12 protein-coding genes and 4 pseudogenes are annotated in these 16990 nt (G+C 44.1%); 6 read left to right on the forward strand and 10 right to left on the reverse strand.

Annotation, left to right across the window (positions count from 1 at the left end):
* Positions 1-257: 257 nt before the first annotated feature.
* From ACVA54_RS09205 to ACVA54_RS09215, 3 genes and pseudogenes are all read right to left on the reverse strand, one after another.
* Positions 258-602, reverse strand: a pseudogene (locus ACVA54_RS09205) (IS5/IS1182 family transposase); the annotation flags it as partial.
* Between the two features lie 194 nt (positions 603-796).
* Positions 797-1900, reverse strand: coding sequence for a Fic family protein (locus tag ACVA54_RS09210; RefSeq protein WP_446608872.1), 1104 nt, complete (start codon positions 1898-1900; stop codon positions 797-799).
* 587 nt (positions 1901-2487) lie between these two features.
* The gene (locus ACVA54_RS09215; RefSeq protein WP_446608873.1) at positions 2488-2808 is read right to left on the reverse strand and encodes a hypothetical protein; all 321 of its coding nucleotides are present in this window, start codon (positions 2806-2808) and stop codon (positions 2488-2490) included.
* A 195-nt stretch (positions 2809-3003) separates the two neighbouring features.
* On the opposite strand from ACVA54_RS09215, the gene ACVA54_RS09220 reads away from it, so the two are divergent.
* A protein-coding gene (locus ACVA54_RS09220; RefSeq protein WP_446608874.1) for an IS3 family transposase occupies positions 3004-4127 on the forward strand; the annotation gives its coding sequence in 2 pieces (ribosomal slippage) (positions 3004-3256 and positions 3256-4127; 1125 coding nt in all).
* A gap of 44 nt (positions 4128-4171) precedes the next feature.
* Positions 4172-4648: pseudogene (locus tag ACVA54_RS09225) on the forward strand (hypothetical protein); the annotation flags it as partial.
* Here the strand turns inward: ACVA54_RS09225 and ACVA54_RS09230 are convergent.
* Positions 4612-5220 carry a TetR/AcrR family transcriptional regulator gene (locus ACVA54_RS09230; RefSeq protein WP_446608875.1) on the reverse strand — a complete coding sequence of 203 codons (609 nt, stop codon included), beginning with the start codon at positions 5218-5220 and terminating at the stop codon, positions 4612-4614. The pseudogene ACVA54_RS09225 and the gene ACVA54_RS09230 sit on opposite strands and share 37 nt — an antisense overlap.
* A gap of 146 nt (positions 5221-5366) precedes the next feature.
* Positions 5367-6275 carry a carbamate kinase gene (arcC, locus tag ACVA54_RS09235; protein WP_446608876.1) on the reverse strand — a complete coding sequence of 303 codons (909 nt, stop codon included), beginning with the start codon at positions 6273-6275 and terminating at the stop codon, positions 5367-5369.
* A gap of 480 nt (positions 6276-6755) precedes the next feature.
* On the opposite strand from arcC, the gene ACVA54_RS09240 reads away from it, so the two are divergent.
* The 3 genes from ACVA54_RS09240 (at position 6756) to argF (ending at position 10417) form a co-directional block, all read left to right on the forward strand.
* Positions 6756-8183 (forward strand): APC family permease, encoded by a 1428-nt coding sequence (locus tag ACVA54_RS09240; protein ID WP_446608877.1) that lies wholly within the window; start codon positions 6756-6758, stop codon positions 8181-8183.
* 15 nt (positions 8184-8198) lie between these two features.
* Complete coding sequence (gene aguA / locus ACVA54_RS09245) at positions 8199-9290, forward strand: agmatine deiminase (RefSeq protein ID WP_446608878.1); 1092 nt, start codon at positions 8199-8201, stop codon at positions 9288-9290.
* Between the two features lie 80 nt (positions 9291-9370).
* Positions 9371-10417 carry an ornithine carbamoyltransferase gene (gene argF, locus ACVA54_RS09250; RefSeq protein WP_446608879.1) on the forward strand — a complete coding sequence of 349 codons (1047 nt, stop codon included), beginning with the start codon at positions 9371-9373 and terminating at the stop codon, positions 10415-10417.
* 96 nt (positions 10418-10513) lie between these two features.
* On the opposite strand, the pseudogene ACVA54_RS09255 reads toward argF, so the two are convergent.
* Positions 10514-10657 (reverse strand): annotated as a pseudogene (locus ACVA54_RS09255) (protein translocase subunit SecF); the annotation flags it as partial.
* On the opposite strand from ACVA54_RS09255, the pseudogene ACVA54_RS09260 reads away from it, so the two are divergent.
* A pseudogene (locus ACVA54_RS09260) lies at positions 10658-10771 on the forward strand (integrase); the annotation flags it as partial.
* 469 nt (positions 10772-11240) lie between these two features.
* Here ACVA54_RS09260 and tdh read toward each other — a convergent pair.
* The 4 genes from tdh to ACVA54_RS09280 form a co-directional block, all read right to left on the reverse strand.
* Positions 11241-12272, reverse strand: coding sequence for an L-threonine 3-dehydrogenase (gene tdh, locus ACVA54_RS09265; protein WP_099078215.1), 1032 nt, complete (start codon positions 12270-12272; stop codon positions 11241-11243).
* Between the two features lie 37 nt (positions 12273-12309).
* A complete protein-coding gene (locus ACVA54_RS09270; RefSeq protein WP_099078216.1) occupies positions 12310-13503 on the reverse strand; it encodes a glycine C-acetyltransferase in 1194 nt (397 codons plus the stop codon).
* 213 nt (positions 13504-13716) lie between these two features.
* Positions 13717-16047, reverse strand: a complete 2331-nt coding sequence (locus tag ACVA54_RS09275; RefSeq protein ID WP_446649546.1) for a putative bifunctional diguanylate cyclase/phosphodiesterase — start codon at positions 16045-16047, stop codon at positions 13717-13719.
* A gap of 5 nt (positions 16048-16052) precedes the next feature.
* On the reverse strand, positions 16053-16970 hold the full coding sequence (locus ACVA54_RS09280) for a transporter substrate-binding domain-containing protein (RefSeq protein ID WP_099078218.1): 918 nt from the start codon (positions 16968-16970) through the stop codon (positions 16053-16055).
* Positions 16971-16990: the final 20 nt, after the last annotated feature.

The following is a 16990-nucleotide window of genomic DNA, read 5'->3' on the forward strand; positions in this document are numbered from 1 at the left end:
TGAACTCTTCTGTGTAGCGTTTTCCGCTCATGATAACACCTCATAGTTTATTGAATTATATAACTATTAAGTGTCTACTGATTTGGTGGCTATTCACTCAACCACAAATAAACTGTATAGACACAAAAAAAATGGAAGTAAAGGTGGCAAGCAAGTTTTATGAGGAAATTCGACAACAAATACGAATGCGCGACTAAAGCTTCAAACGGCTTTTCTTAATTCAAAGAGAAGGTATGTACTCATAATGAGCTTGATTCTCAAACGATATGTTGAGTTTCGGGCATGCCTATCCCTGTTAACTTGTTGAGTGCTTTGATCGTGGCGTATGTCTCCCTAACTTGTGCGTTGTAATTTCGAAGCGTGAGTAATGCGCCTATTAGTTGTTTTGCGCCATACATAGTTGTCTCCGACAATGAACGCCTGTGGTAACCTTACTTTCGGTTCCACTTTTTGTTCGAACCATAGAGCTTTTGGCAACCAACCGCCAGACTATGTGGGTTACCTTTTTCTCAGAAGGCGGCTTCTTCACGTGGAGGGATTAGAGGTATCGCTTTCTTAACCCTAATCGCCCTTTAGCACTCCCTTGTATCTAATGCGCAATCTGTAGTGGACTAGCAAATTTGGCCACCAAGTTAGAGTTCTAAGCATGAGGAAAAGTAAGCCATACCACAAGAATTGAGATTAAGTTAAATCCGACTCTAGCTCACTTTGGGGCAAATCCGAGCTACGACCCCATAGCTAGTGCAGTTAATGACAGGATAAAACGTGATAGAGCTGTTGCCTCAACAAGCTTATGTTAATCACGCTTAACCAGTACATATCGAGTACTTCGCCCTGCCCCAGATTTCTCTAAGCAGCCTTGCTCAACGAGCGTAGTTAGGTGGCGAGTTGCAGTAGGCTTACTCACCTTTGCAACTTTATGGTATTGAGATGTATTGATCCCATCCGTAAAGTCGCCATCAAGCATTCTATTCAATACTTTCACTTGCTCTGCAGTTAATTGCGTTTGGTCGACATTACGCCAAAAGTTGGTTTTAAATACCGTTTGCTCTATCTCATTTAAAGCCTCGTCAAACGTTTCATTTAGGGTGTTAAAAAACCAAACAACCCAAGCTGTTATATCTACACCACCCTTTTGGGTTCTCTCTAAGATCTCGTAATAACTTTTGCGGTTTGCCAGAATGCCTACCGACATCGCATAAAAGCGGACCGATTGCTGCTCAGCCTGGGCTAACGCTAAGTCTGTAAGCAAACGAGTGATTCGACCATTACCATCATCTAATGGGTGCAGAGTCACAAACCATAGATGTGTGATTGCCGCTCGGAGTAACGGGTCAATAGTGACGTCTTGCTTTGACACATTGAACCACTCTATGAACTGTGCGAGCTCAGCGTCTAGTATCTCACGTCCAGGCGCTTCAAAATGAACAATTGGTCTATCAATTCGCCCAGATACCACTTGCATCGGTGCAGAGCCCCTTAATTGGCCGCCAACCACCGGGTTAAACATGGTGTAGCTTTCAGGAAAAAGTTTATCGTGCCAGTGCAAGATCCTTTCTAACGTAAGGGAAGCATCAAGGTTATCGATAGCATCAAGCATGATTTCAGCTAAACCATCGGTTTGCTCGGTCGTCGGGAAAGGACGCTCTTCGGTCAGGCCAAGTTTATTAGCCAATGAAGATCGCACAGAAAATGCGTTGAGCTTTTCACCCTCAATCGCACTGGAATGAACAATATTAGCCAGCAAGGTATCAAGCATACTCTCTTTCTTGTCTTGAGATTGGCTTGTCATCTTGCCAAGTAAAATGCCTTGATTTAGGCGTGTCTGTCTAAGTAGTGGCTCTACGACACTTCTATCCCAGCTAAATTGAGGCCAATTAGACTGCTGCCAAATCCACATATCAACACCTTGATTCGAAAGTTATCACTAATCAAATCATATTATGATCTGAAAGACATCAATATTCAAATCACTTTCTAATTCGAATAAACGTGTTAATCGAATCATTCGCTAACAGGTAGTGCAGCGATTTGTCGGCTTTGTAATTGAAGAAATACTCATAGCACCGACACCTATATGGAGATGACGCTATGAATCTGAACAATTTCGCAGCAATTGCAACTGAGGTTTGGCTCAATACTATTGTTCAACAGACTGATAATTTATTGATAGAGGATGTTTGGCTACTGCAAGGGGATTTCTACCAAGGGTTTGCGAATGCCCTATCTATAGGCTGTAAGTGGCATGAATGCACAAAGACCGAACTACTACTACTTGATAGAGTTCCCGTATTGCTTTGCTCCCTGACTGCTCTTTTTCTCAAGCATAAAGATTTATCCATAGTCGAAATTCAGAACCTATTACGTCGGCAAATTTACCTAATGCTTGCCAGGAGGAATACTGTTAGATAAATAGTGAGGATGGTCCAAAATGGATGTTTCTATTAAACAAAACCTCCATTTTGGACCACCCTTAGCATAATTCGACTAGTGCAATTGCTTACTAACCGTATGGATGATTTGCATTGTTTCTTCATCAACAAATAATTTGCGAATCCGCTCTCCGTTACCAATTCTCACCTTTTTTACTTTCAAGAATACTCCTGCTTTCGCAAAGGCATTCTTAATCTGTGTTAGTGAGCCATTAAACTTACTATGATTACTTGATATGATGCCTATTTGTGCCAAACACCGTTTCAACATCATCATGGTAGAAACAAGGCGTTCCACTGCTTCAGGTTCAATACAACCAGATATGCCGTGTTTATTTATTTCCAGCCCACTCAATGCAAGTAAGATATCAAACACAATATACCGGACGTGATGACTATGCCTCAGCACATGAGGAGTCGGGTGCTCGTCGAAACCATTTTCCACCCACTTGCGTGATAATAATGAATGGTATGTGTCGACCGTGTAGCGACAGAAGTGGTCCCCGATTTTCGGACATGACTTTAAGTGATTGATCTGTTTTGATAGTACCCAGAAATACTGGAGCAGATTATGACTAGAAAACGCAGAAACCACTCTCCCGAATTTAAAGCTAAGGTGGCATTGGCTGCCGCTAAAGGTGATAAAACTGTCGCTGAGTTAGCACAGAAGTACAACCTGCATCCCAACCAGATCTCAACATGGAAGAAAGAGCTGCTTGAAAATGCAGCCATGATCTTTGCCTCTGAAAGTCAGTTGGGCAAAGACAATTCTGAAGAAGTGGACAAACTCCACGCTAAGATCGGTCAATTGAACATGGAAAATGATTTTTTGGCGAAAGTGCTCGGTCGTTAGATCGAGCACAGCGAAAGAGTTCGCTGGATAAATCCACCCAACTACCGATAAAGCGCCAGTGCGAGCTTCTCAATATTGCTCGCTCTACGGCTTATTACCAGCCCATCGGACTTTCTGCTGAGGAGATTGAATTGCGTCGTATGATTGACGAAATTCACCTTCAGTATCCGTTCATGGGCAGTAGGCGTGTTCGAACTGAGCTGGCTAAAAAAGGCCATAAGGTTAATCGCAAGCGTATCGTTCGGATCATGCGTGAAATGGGCATTGGAGCGATTTATCCCAAGCCAAAAACGACACTGGCGAACAAAGCACACAAGGTTTATCCCTACCTATTGCGTGACATCGAAGTTACTTACCCCAACCAAGCGTGGGCAATCGATATCACGTATGTCCCGATGGCTAAAGGGTTCCTCTACCTTGTTGCCATCATCGATTGGTATAGCCGTAAGGTGCTGTCTTGGCGGTTATCTAACACCATGGATACTAGCTTTTGTATCGAAGCTCTTGAAGAAGCGCTTAAGCACTACGGACCACCCGATATCTTCAACTCAGATCAAGGCAGTCAGTTTACCAGCACTGAGTTCACACAGAAGTTGATCGACCATAATGTACGGATCAGCATGGATGGGAAAGGTCGTTGGATCGACAATGTTTTCATCGAACGATTATGGCGAAGCCTGAAATATGAGGAGATTTACTTAAAAGCTTATACCACACCTCGTGAAGCCGAGCTTGAAATCGGTCACTACATGGTGTTTTATAATGAGGAGCGTAACCATCAGGGACTCAATAACCTTACCCCTGATGAAGCCTACTTCGGCAGACAGAGATACGCAGCATGAGCTGGATCAACCACTTAAGGAATTAGCTTATGTGTCCAACCATTGGGGTCCACTTCTCAAGATGGTATTTATTATCAAATGTTTTCGATGTTGATGCGACAGAGATAGCGATGTGGTATTGCCACCGCTGGAACATTGAGTCATGGTTCAAACTGTTGAAAACGAATGGTCATCAGCTTGAGAAATGGCAACAGACAACGGGTGAATTGATACTCAAACGATTAATTGTAGCCAGTGTTGCGACCACGCTCGTTTTCAAGCTTTACTCAGACAAGTCAGAAGAAGCGAATGAATTTAAAGGTTTTTTAGTGAAATTAAGTGGGCGTTTGACGAAGCGTTCAAAGCCAGTGATACATTCAGCCTTACTTGCAGGCCTCTGGGTTTTCTTGCAAATGTGCGAAGTATTAAACATTTACACGACAGAGGAAATCAACAGGATGAAAGAGTTCGCCCGTTCATTTTTTTGCTCAATTTGTGTAGATACCTATGCCTCTGTACGAGAACAGATATTAGGGATGTAAAGCTTTAAGTAAGACTCTGTCAGACGCAGCGCTTCTTGCGCTAGCTCAGGTGTGATGTAGCCATATTGACGATAGGAAAGGGAGTAAATTTTATCTGCCACCTGTAGGGAAATGGCAAAAATATTGATTGGCTGCGGCAGCTTAGGGATATCAAAGTAGTTGCGATAGATCATTTCAACTTGTTGACCTAACAACAAATCATGCTCAGTGTCCGCATGACCAAGCTCGGTAAAGGTATGACGACCGAGAATCAGTTTTTTGGCGATAGGATTGTTGTTATAATAATTCACATAAGCCGTTTCTATCATTCTATTTATATCTGTCCAATGAGATATTTTAGAATCTTCAATACATTTTTCTAATAACAAATCAAAATCAATAAATACATCATCAAGCAAGCTATGAAATAAATTCTCAATATTTGGATAATGATGATATATGGTTGAGGTTGCCATTCCACACTCTTTAGCAACATCATACATCGATATATCTGTCGCCTCTCTACGTTGCATAAGTTGAACAACAGCATCATTTATTCTTATTAGCTTTTCTTGTGTTTTTACTTTTCGCATGCGTAAACTTTTAATTTTTTTGAGTGGATTTATAAAACATAAAGGGATTAGCGATAAAGATACAATTCAATATTGGAAACTTTGATTCACCTACCCTTTATGCTTCTTACTTTAATGAGAGTTGTCTTAATTGTTACCAACCAGGACTACCTATAAATGTGAGTACCCGATGAACCCTCGATAATTTCTAGTGCACATGACAAGTCACCAATGTGGCCCTTTTGACCAGTCTTCAAAACGAATTGGCAACACGCATCCACTTTTGGCCCCATAGAGCCCGCAGCAAAATTGTACTGCTTCATCTTCGCAACCGTTACATGTTCAAGCTTTTCTTCGGTTGGCTCCCCCCAATTCAAGCAGACATGGGTACCGTCAGTCAGAATCAGTAGATGCTCGGCACCAATTTGCTGGGCGATAAGTGCTGCGGTCATATCCTTATCAATCACTGCCTCGAAGCCGACATACGCGCCGTCTTTTTCGACCACTGGTGCGCCACCACCACCGCCACAGATTATTAGATGCTCTTTCTCAAGAAGGTCTTGAATAGCTTTGATTTCCAGTACCTCCTGCGGAATTGGAGATGGGACAACGCGTCGCCAATGAGCACCATCTGGCTTCACTATCCAATTATTCGCTTCAGCAAGTTGTTTCGCTTGCTGCTCATCGTAAACCGGCCCAATGAACTTGGTTGGGTTTGCAATGGCCGGATCGTTCTCGTCGACCACTATGCGGGTCAGGATTGTGGTCGTGTATCGATCTTCGATAGCAGCATTTAAGCCCTGCTGAATCAGGTAACCTATCATGCCCTGTGTTTCCGCACCCAACACATCAAATGGATAAGGAGGACAATCTGTAAAGGCGTCATTTTGCAAAGAGAGCAAGCCGACTTGCGGGCCATTACCATGCACGATCACCAAACGGTAGTCTTTACTTAATTGAGCCAGCGAGCTCGCAGTTTGAGCGATACTTTTTTGTTGGTTCTCGCAGCTCATTACCTCGCCACGCTGGAGGAGTGCGTTGCCGCCAACTGCGACAACAATAATTGGCTTTGACATATTGGTTTCTCCGAATGAGTCAATTCAAACAAGACCAACACACTCTATTTTATTAAAATATATTGGGTGGAGATAAAAATCACAGTTCGATATTAATTCAACACTACTCACGATTAATAATATCGACATCACAAATATATTGGTTTTATCAATTAAAATACGATTTGTGATCTCCATCCACATTGAATGTTTTCCATATACCCTCAGTAACAAGTCTATAAAATTGATTAAAATCAACTATTCACCTTTTAAATGTCAATTCCTCCATTTTTGTCTACGTTGTTTTATTTTCCGCCTGAGTTAAGTGCATGAAAACCGATATTAAGTTTTCATCAAAGTTCATTATTCCGATTTCCCGTTAAATAAGTTCCATACAGCCAAGCGAGCACACTGTCCTACTCGAAGACACGCACCACAACACTCGAAGAGATGCAGTCAAGTGCGACAACTTGGGTATCACAGGTATTAAGGAGCGAAACTATGAGTAACGAAACTCAAGGAAAAATGGGCGTCACCGGTATCGCGCTGTTCACCTTATGTGCAGTGCTAGTGGTCGACACATTAACCGCATCCGCAAGTATTGGCGTTAGCGCCATTGGTTGGTGGGTGCTCATGCTAATCTTTTTCGTAATCCCTTACGGGTTAATCACTTCCGAACTCAGTACAACCTACCCAGGTGAAGGCGGTATCTACGACTGGGTCAAACAAGCGTTCAACTTTAAGTGGGCAGTACGAACTACCTGGTTCTACTGGATTAACGTGGGGCTATGGATGCCAGCGGTATACATCATGTTCGCTGGAATGTTTGCAGAGCTGTTCATGCCTGACCTATCACTATGGGGGCAGATCGTTATCTGTATCGTACTGACTTGGTTGACGGTTTGGATTTGTAACGTTTCTGCTGATATCGGTGTTTGGGTAACCAATGTAGGTGCCGTACTTAAGATCTTGGTAATAGGTACTCTGGGTGTCGGCGGCTTTGTTTACGCAATGAAAAATGGCGTGGCGAACGAATTTACTCTCCCTGCTATGGTGCCAAGCCTAGATTCCGCAGTGAACTTCTTGCCCGCAATCGTCTTTAACCTAATGGGTTTCGAACTTGTTGCAACAATGAGCAAAGAGATGAAAGACGTGCGCGATATGCCAAAAGCGGTTTTCCTTTCCATTGGTATCACCGCATTCCTCTACATCTTCGGCACAGTGGGTATCTTGATGGCTCTGCCAGTAGAGAACATTGGTTTGGTTGCGGGTCTTATCGACACCTTCAAAACACTATTTGGAAGCGGCACATTCGGCACCATCATGGTTTACCTGTTCGGTACCTTCGCTCTGCTAACGCTAATTGGCAACATGGTGAGTTGGACAATGGGCGCAAGCCGTGCAGCAGCAGAGGCGGCGCAAGAGGGCGAACTTCCGGCACCCGTGGCGAAAGTATCAGAACGTGGTTCACCAGTAGGCGCAAACAACATTACTGGTACCGTATCAACGGTTGTGATTCTTTCTTACGCGCTGTTTGCTCAAGGTAATGATGATCTGTTCTGGTCTATCTTCGCCTTCTCAAGCTGCATCTTCTTGCTGCCATACCTATTCATGTTCCCTGCGTACCTAAAACTGCGCGTAGTGGATGGAGATCGCGAGCGTCCGTTCAAAGTTCCGGGTAGCCCAGCGTTCCAATGGATTATCTCAATTGTTTGTTTCTTCGTAATCTTCCAAGCTGTTGTGTTGTTTATCTTCCCAGAAGCACTAGACCTAACCGTCGCAGATTGGAGTTACACCGGCCCTGTATTAACCGGCGTTATCGCCACCATCTTAGCAGGTGAATGGATTCTGCTTGGCGCACTAAAACGCAAGAAAGCAATGGCTGAAGAAGAACAAAACACACAAGAACACAAAGAAGCTCAGGCTTAGTCAGGAGTTGGGATCATGAGAAAAGTAGTTAACACAACACCAAAACAAGACGGTTTCAGAATGCCAGGTGAGCATGAGCCTCATAGCGAAGTATGGATGGCGTGGCCTGAGCGCACCGACAACTGGCGCAACGGCGCAAAACCAGCACAAAAGGTGTTTGCTGATGTCGCAGAGCAAATAAGCAAAACCACCCCAGTAACCATGCTGGTTAGCGCAGACCAATACGACAACGCTGTATCTCGCCTGCCAGAAGACATTCAAGTGCTAGAAATCTCAACGGATGATTCTTGGATGCGCGACATCGGTGCGACTTATGTAGTTAACGACAATCACGAACGCCGCGGTGTGGACTGGGAGTTCAACGCATGGGGTGGTTTAGTCGATGGACTGTACTCTCCTTGGAATCACGATGACCAAGTCGCTCAAAAGATGTGTGAAACCAAGCGCGACAGCCGCTACCGTGCACCGATTGTTCTAGAGGGTGGCTCAATCCAGGTGGATGGTGATGGCACACTTTATACCACAGAAGAATGCTTGCTGCATGAAAGCCGCAACCCAGAGTGGAGCAAAGAAGAACTAGAAGCAACGCTTTGCGACTACCTCAACGTTGAAAAAGTCATTTGGTTACCTCGCGGCTTGTTCAACGACGAAACCAACGGTCACGTCGACAACATTCTTCATGTTGTAAAGCCAGGAGAAGTGGTACTGACGTGGTGCGATGACGAGAACGACCCACAGTACGAAATCAGCCGTGAGGCATACAACTACCTCAAGAGCCAAACGGATGCTCAAGGTCGCGAGATCAAGGTGCACAAACTGCCAATGCCAGGCCCTCTTTACATGTCGGCTGATGAAGCCGCCGGGATTGATATCGCGGAAGGCATGGAACGTGAGGCGGGTGAGCGCTTAGCGGCTTCTTACGCAAATTACCTAATCACAAACAACCAGATAGTGTTGCCGCTACTAGATGAGCGATTTGATAACGACGTTAAGGGCATCTTAGAAAACTTATACCCGGGTTATGAAGTCAACGGTGTTCCTGCTCGCGAGATCTTGCTCGGTGGCGGCAACATTCACTGCATTACCCAACAAGTACCTGCAATCTAATTATAAAAATCGATTTTAACCAAAACCTACGCACCTCGGGTTCGAGGTGCCAAGAATAAGAAATAATAGGAAACTGAATTATGAAATTACCTTCTTCAAGTGCGACTGAACTGAAAAAAGCAAACCTAGAACACATGGTGTCGATGAAAGATTTCTCGGTAGAAGAGATGGACAACATGATGGAGCTGATGACTTACTTAAAACAAGCTCGTCGCGACAATGCAATCCCTCAGCTATTTAAAGGCAAATCGGTTGGGATGATCTTCGAAGCGGGTTCTACTCGTACTCGTGTATCGTTCGAGACAGCAGCAACGCTACTGGGTGGTCATGCATTGTTCCTATCTCCAAAAGACATCCACCTTGGTGGTAAAGAGTCGATTGATGATACATCCCGCGTGCTTTCTCGCATGTGTGACATCATTATGGCGCGTACTAACAGCCCTGAGACACTAGACGGCCTGCTAGAGATGTCGACAGTACCTGTCATCAACGGTTTGGACACTCGCTTCCACCCAACTCAAATGCTGGCTGACCTGTTTACCATTCGTGAGCACATAACAGATGGTCGTAAACTGTCTGACCTAACACTGGCATTCATGGGTGATGCAACGGACGTGTGTCGTTCCTTGATGCTAACGTGCGCTAAATACGGCATGGGCTTCAAGCAGATTGGTCCTAAGAAGTACCACATGGAACAAGAGTGGATCAATATGGCGCTAGACTTCTGCGAAGAGTCAGGTGGCACAATTGAGATCACTGATGACGTAGAGCGTATCAGCGATTGTGATGTGGTTTACGGCGATAGCTTCTATTGGGTTACTCAGATGGATGAGAAAGAAGAGCGCTTGGCTGCATTTATGCCGAACTATGTTATTACAGAAGAGTTGATGGCAAAGGCTCGCCCTGGCGCAATGCTGCTTCATTGCCTGCCAGCGAATGACAAAGAAGAAGTCACGCGTGGTGCGCTTGAGAGTGAATACTCGGTTGCGTTCGATGAAGCTGAAAACCGACTAACCGCACAAATGGCTATTTTGGTGTACTTCACTCACAAAGATGCAGTACATCCAACAGAAGAAACCATTAAGTTCCACGACGATAAGATCAATGGCTTCCTAAAAACGCTGTAAGCTCAGGCATTTGACAAGGTTCTAGGGCCTTAAAACTAAAAAGTACACACTTGCTCATGCAGTGTGTGCTTTTATACGCAAGATTCTAACCCTGAATTAAGGTGCTGAATCGATCTCTGCGGGCAAATAATGTTTGGGTTCTAACTTGAGCCATTCTGGCAAAATGGTACCAATTGAGATAGACGACCACGTCCCGCTTAACACACCAATAAACATCGCTGTCGAGAAACCTTGTAGTGCGATATTCGAGCGATTCAGCTTCTACTCGGGCACACAAAGATCGAAAACAGCATCAAATATTTGGGTGTTGAGTTGGAAGATGCACTTCGTTTATCTGAAGAAATTAAGAGTTGATTGATAAGGTGTGATTATCAAATGTTGATGCATTAGAGCTTTTACTCTGTCTCGTTTTTGTCCAGAACTTTCACGGTGGGCACTTCTAACTCAGGGCACTTCTAGCTCAGTGAACAATCTTTATGTGATCAATCTATTTTGTCATCTCTTAAAACCTTGTTGGTAGCAGCGCGTTTAAAAATGATCACACTTTCGTGTTCATACCGTTATAAGGATCTTGAAAGAACCACATTTCATAACAAACTATTGTTCTCCGACAGAAAAGCAGTATCAACAGACAAATATTTTAGTATTTAATTCATACGTATCAATGCAATACATTGAAAAACGTCCCAAGGATTTCTCGGGACGTTTTCTTTTATCTTTGGGACGTTTTGATGGGTTAAACAGGGCTATTTTTGCCATTCACATGTTCGGATAACCAGTATTCGCGTAAACAGCAAAAAGACTATGTTAACCTTGTACTACCCTACTCCCAATCTAGGATAACTTTGCCAGAAGCCCCGCTACGCATGACGTCGAAGCCTTCTTGGAAGTCATCGATCTTGTAATGGTGCGTGATGATTGGCGTGAGATCTAGGCCTGATTGGATCAGCGATGCCATCTTGTACCAAGTTTCGAACATTTCACGACCATAGATACCTTTGATGATCAGGCCTTTGAAGATCACTTGGTTCCAGTCGATACCCATGTCTGATGGTGGAATACCTAGTAGCGCAATACGGCCACCGTGGTTCATGGTTTTCAGCATTGAGTTGAATGCTGAAGGGTTGCCAGACATTTCTAGACCTACGTCAAAGCCTTCTGTCATGCCTAGCTCAGACATTACGTCTTCTAGTTTCTCTTCAGCGACGTTTACCGCGCGCGTTACGCCCATCTTACGAGCAAGATCTAAACGGTATTCGTTTACGTCAGTGATCACTACGTGGCGAGCACCAACATGTTTCGCTACTGCTGCTGCCATGATACCGATTGGGCCTGCGCCTGTGATCAACACGTCTTCGCCAACGAGGTCGAAAGACAGCGCTGTATGTACAGCGTTACCAAACGGGTCAAAGATAGACGCTAGATCGTCAGAGATCCCTTCAGGGATCTTGAACGCGTTGAACGCTGGGATCACTAGATATTCTGCAAATGCACCTTCGCGGTTTACACCTACACCGATTGTGTTGCGACATAGGTGAGTGCGACCGCCACGACAGTTACGGCAGTGACCACAAGTGATGTGACCTTCGCCAGATACGCGGTCACCGATTTCAAAGCCACGAACTTCCTGACCAATTGCAACCACTTCACCCACATATTCATGGCCGACAACCATAGGTACTGGAATGGTCTTTTGCGACCATTCGTCCCAGTTGTAGATGTGTACGTCTGTACCACAGATAGCCGTTTTCTTAATTTTGATCAGAATGTCGTTGTGGCCGACTTCAGGCTTGTCAACCTCAGTCATCCAAATGCCTTCTTCAGGCTTTAGCTTTGATAGTGCTTTAATTTTCATAATATAACCTTAACTAAAGATCCTTGGTCCTAGAATCTTAGATGATGCCCATGTCCTGACCAACTTGGATAAACGCATCAATTGCACGGTCTAGTTGCTCACGAGAGTGCGCAGCTGACATTTGAGTACGGATACGTGCTTGACCTTTTGGTACCACTGGGAATGAGAAACCGATAACGTAGATGCCTTTTTCTAGGGCACGTTCAGCAAACTCGGCAGCAACTTTTGCATCACCTAGCATGATAGGAATAATCGCGTGGTCTGCGCCACCCATCGTGAAGCCTGCACCTTCCATACGTGCGCGGAAGTGTGCTGCGTTTTCCCATAAGCGATCACGCAGATCGCCGCTTTCTTCTAGTAGGTCTAAAACGCGGATAGAAGCGCTTACGATTGCAGGAGCAACAGAGTTAGAAAATAGGTATGGACGAGAGCGCTGACGTAACCAGTCTATCACTTCTGCTTTACCAGAAGTGTAACCGCCTGATGCGCCGCCCATTGCTTTACCCAGCGTACCAGTAATGATATCGATACGATCCATCACATCATGGTATTCATGCGTTCCTGCACCATTCTTACCCATGAAGCCGACGGCATGTGAGTCATCCACCATGACTAGCGCACTATACTTGTCTGCAAGGTCGCAGATAGCAGGAAGGTTAGCGACTACACCGTCCATAGAGAACACGCCATCCGTTACGATTAGCGTATGGCGAGCGCCCGCTTCTTTCGCAGCGATCAATTGTTGCTCTAACTCTTCCATGTTGTTGTTTGAGTAGCGGAAACGCATGGCTTTACACAGACGTACACCGTCGATGATTGACGCGTGGTTCAGTGCATCAGAGATAATTGCGTCTTCTTTATCAAGAATCGTCTCGAACAGACCGGTGTTCGCATCAAAACAAGAAGTGTAAAGAATAGTATCTTCTTTACCGAGGAACTTAGATAACTTTTGCTCTAGCGCTTTGTGGATGTCTTGCGTACCACAAATGAAACGAACCGAAGCCATACCGAAACCATGCTCGTCCATACCCTCTTTCGCCGCTTCGATAAGCGCAGGGTGGTTAGCTAGACCTAAGTAGTTGTTCGCACAGAAGTTAAGTACTTCTTCACCGCTGGCAATTTTAACTTCAGCCTTCTGTTGGGACGTGATAATACGCTCTGCTTTGTAAAGGCCTTCCGCCTTCACTTCTTCAATTTGCTGCTGAATCTGTTGGTAAAATGCAGAAGACATTCGGCAATTCCTTCCTGTTTAATTTGTCGAGTTTTCACTCGATTAGAATGAGAGCGAGCCTTTGAATGACGGGGGTCACAGGCGTTCACTTGTCAATTAAGTGTAGTGTAATTCAAGCAGGAAAAAACGATTATCCCTTAAGGTGGAAAAGCATTAATGAATCTGAGGAACAAATTAGATTAATGCTTTCCTATCAGGCTGTAATAAAAGGAGTTATGACCAAGTTGGTCGTTTGAGAAGTGCTTCAAACTCCTCTGCAGGCACTGGTCGGCTATAGTGGAAACCTTGGCCAAACTCACAGTTTAAGTTTTTCAAATAGTCCACATGACGCTGCTCTTCAATGCCTTCGGCAACAATCTTCAGATTCAGCGCTTTCGCCATTGCAATGATCACGTTGACTAATTCACGATCGGAGTCATTTTCAAACATATTTTGCAGAAAACTGCGGTCAATCTTAAGGCGATCAAACGGAAACTTCTGTAAATAACTTAAAGCCGAGTAACCCGTACCAAAGTCATCAATGGTGAGTTTCGCCCCCAGCGCTCTGAGGTTATCAAGCAAATCAATGAGCTCCTGACTGTGGTTGAACAACAAACTTTCGGTCACTTCCACATCAAATTTCTCGGCAGGTAATCCGGACTCCTCTAGGTGCTGTTTGATCTGCTCGAACAAACGATCACAATATCGGAATTGCACGCTAGAGAAATTCACCGAGACTACGACAGGTGAAATCGTTTGCCACTGTGCGGCTTGATGGCACGCCTCGCGAATAGCAAATTCACCTAATTGATGAATCAAGCCGTTTTTCTCAGCGATAGCGATGAACTCTTCAGGGCTCACAAAACCATATTGTTCATCATTCCATCGCATCAATGCTTCAGCCCCCACTATTGCGCCTTTTTCCAAGTCGATAATTGGCTGGTAATAAAGATCTAATAAATCATGTGATATGGCGTGACGTAAACGACTCTCTAAATCGAGGAAACGCTGTAAATCATGGTTCATGTTGTGGTCATAAAAACAGAACGCATTCCGTCCATCCTGTTTGACACGATACATCGCCATATCAGCACAAGCGAGCAATTGTTCAGCATTGTCACCATCTTTCGGAAAAACCGACATGCCCACACTCGCCGTCAGGAAGAACTCATGATGTTGCCAACTAAACGGCTCATTAAACACAGACAACACCGTTGTCGCAAAACGCTTAGCGCTGTCGGTGTCTTTTAGTTCCGGAATAACCAACAAGAACTCATCGCCCCCGTTACGTGCGAGTAGATCCGTTTTACGCACAGCTTGCTGGAGTCTTTCTGAGGCTAACTTTAGAATCTCGTCACCAACAAAATGTCCCATGGAGTCATTGATCTGCTTAAAATGGTCAAGGTCAATGAACATCACTAATACATTGGAATCACTGCGCTGCGCTCGAGAAAGCTCAAGTTCCAAACGATCCGCACCAGACGTTCGATTCGGTAGCCCCGTGAGCACATCATGCTTCGCTTGATAAGCCAGTTCTAACTCTGAAGATTTACGACGTTCAATTTCACTCGTCAAACGTTGATTTTTCTGCGCAAGAATATCTTGGCGCTTTTTCTCTTCTTCGAGTTTTATATTCAGCTCAACACGAGTGTTATTAAGATTAAACGCATACAACAAACCAATGACAATCAAGATCGCTAATACACTTAACCCTGAAATAAATATTTTCGAAGTATATAACTCACGTTCAGTCAGAGATTCAAACCAGGCCATGAGCTTGAAGTCGCGGTGGCTACCAACAGGAATTTCAAAATAGATTTTCTCTTGTAACTCTTGTAAGTTCTCATTACTGTCACTGGTATCACCTTCCCTCAACTTTTGGTTCAGAGAATCCCACACATCCATGTCGAGATCATTGATTCTCAGCACCATTCGGCCATAACTATGCTCGTGCTCTTGGTTTGTCAGCTGATCAATAACCACGTTTTCATTAATATCTGCAATTAGATAACCTACCGTCTTGGTGGATAGGATTACGGGCTTAATAACTTGTATTAGTATTTTACCATTGTCTCTGGTCGCGACGATATTGTCCGCACACTGATGATTGTCAAGAAGGTGAACGCTATAAACATTCCGGTTAAAATCTGGCCCAGAAGCCACGATGACTTTCCCATCTAGGCCAACCAGTTTTAACTGTGTATAAATCGGTAGACCATTAATCGCTTTGGCTGCCGTCTTTTTGTTCAGTTTACGTTCCAAATTAACTAAGCTTGCCCCCAAACCATATTCCATCGACATGCCGGATGCTAAGTTTGCAAAAAACGTTTGTACTGTTTTGTCTGTCGACAAATTATCAATATCTTCACTCGCTATCGTAAATAGATTATTAAGCGTTCCTGCATAACTCTTTACTTTTAGTTCTAATTCTCTATGCTGGGATTCTCTTAACTTATTTTGCCCCAAGCTCGTTACCGTAATAATCATGCCTAAATAGAGCGATACCAGTATCGCACTGATTGTGATTATTTTATTACTTGATAATATATTTCCAGACTTAATCATATGCCTTACTTATTACCTTCTAAGAAGTAGTCATTATAGAAATAATAAATCGATGGGTAATATTTTTCGACCAAAGCTTGGTACGATCCATCTCTCTTCATAGAGATTAAATATTGGTTAAAAGCTTCTTTTAATTCTGACGAATCTTTACGAAATGCTACCGCCATTTTCTGCTTTTCCGAAATCGGGCCAATCACTTTGATTTCTCCAGGCCACTTCTCTAAAGCAATGAGCGTATCCGCGACATCGAGTAATGTACTCTCAGCGTCGTTTTTCATTATTGCCGGGACCATTTCGTTTAAAAGTCGCGCTCCATCAGGCAGAATCACTTTTGCGCCAGTGTCATACAAATCATATAAGTTAGGATCGAGGCAAGAGTGCTCCATTGCCAGCACTTCACGACCTGAAATCATCTCTCTAACAGCAGTGACATCACGTTCGATTTTACCTGTTGGCTTGATTGGTGTTAAAGAAGAGTCCGTTCGCGCCACAAGCCATACGCCTGATGGAAAGTAATCGTATGAGTAATCGATTACTTCAGTGCGCCAATCTAAAATCGTAACGCCATTCGCAATGAGATCACCTTCAATTGGCACCTGTTCCCCCTCCACCAACTGCTTATCCTTATAATGCACTTGGCGACCAGTTAGCTTACCAATCATGTTATTCCACTGAGCCGGAACATATTCATAGCTCACGCCTAAAGAGTCAGCAAAGCCCTTGATGATTTCAACGTCTAAACCAGTCAGTGTCTTCATTTCACCTTGGTTAATGTAAGACACAAAATTGGCATAAGGCACTCCTATATGGCGCAATACACCACTCTCTTTGATCGCTTGTAGCTCATTCGCGTAAGCGGGAGGTGAAGCCAATGCGACCATTGCCATCGCAGCCAAGCTACGTTTGCGTGTATTACCTAACATAAATGAATACCTTTTCATTT

The organism is Vibrio sp. PNB23_22_6, from assembly GCF_052877535.1.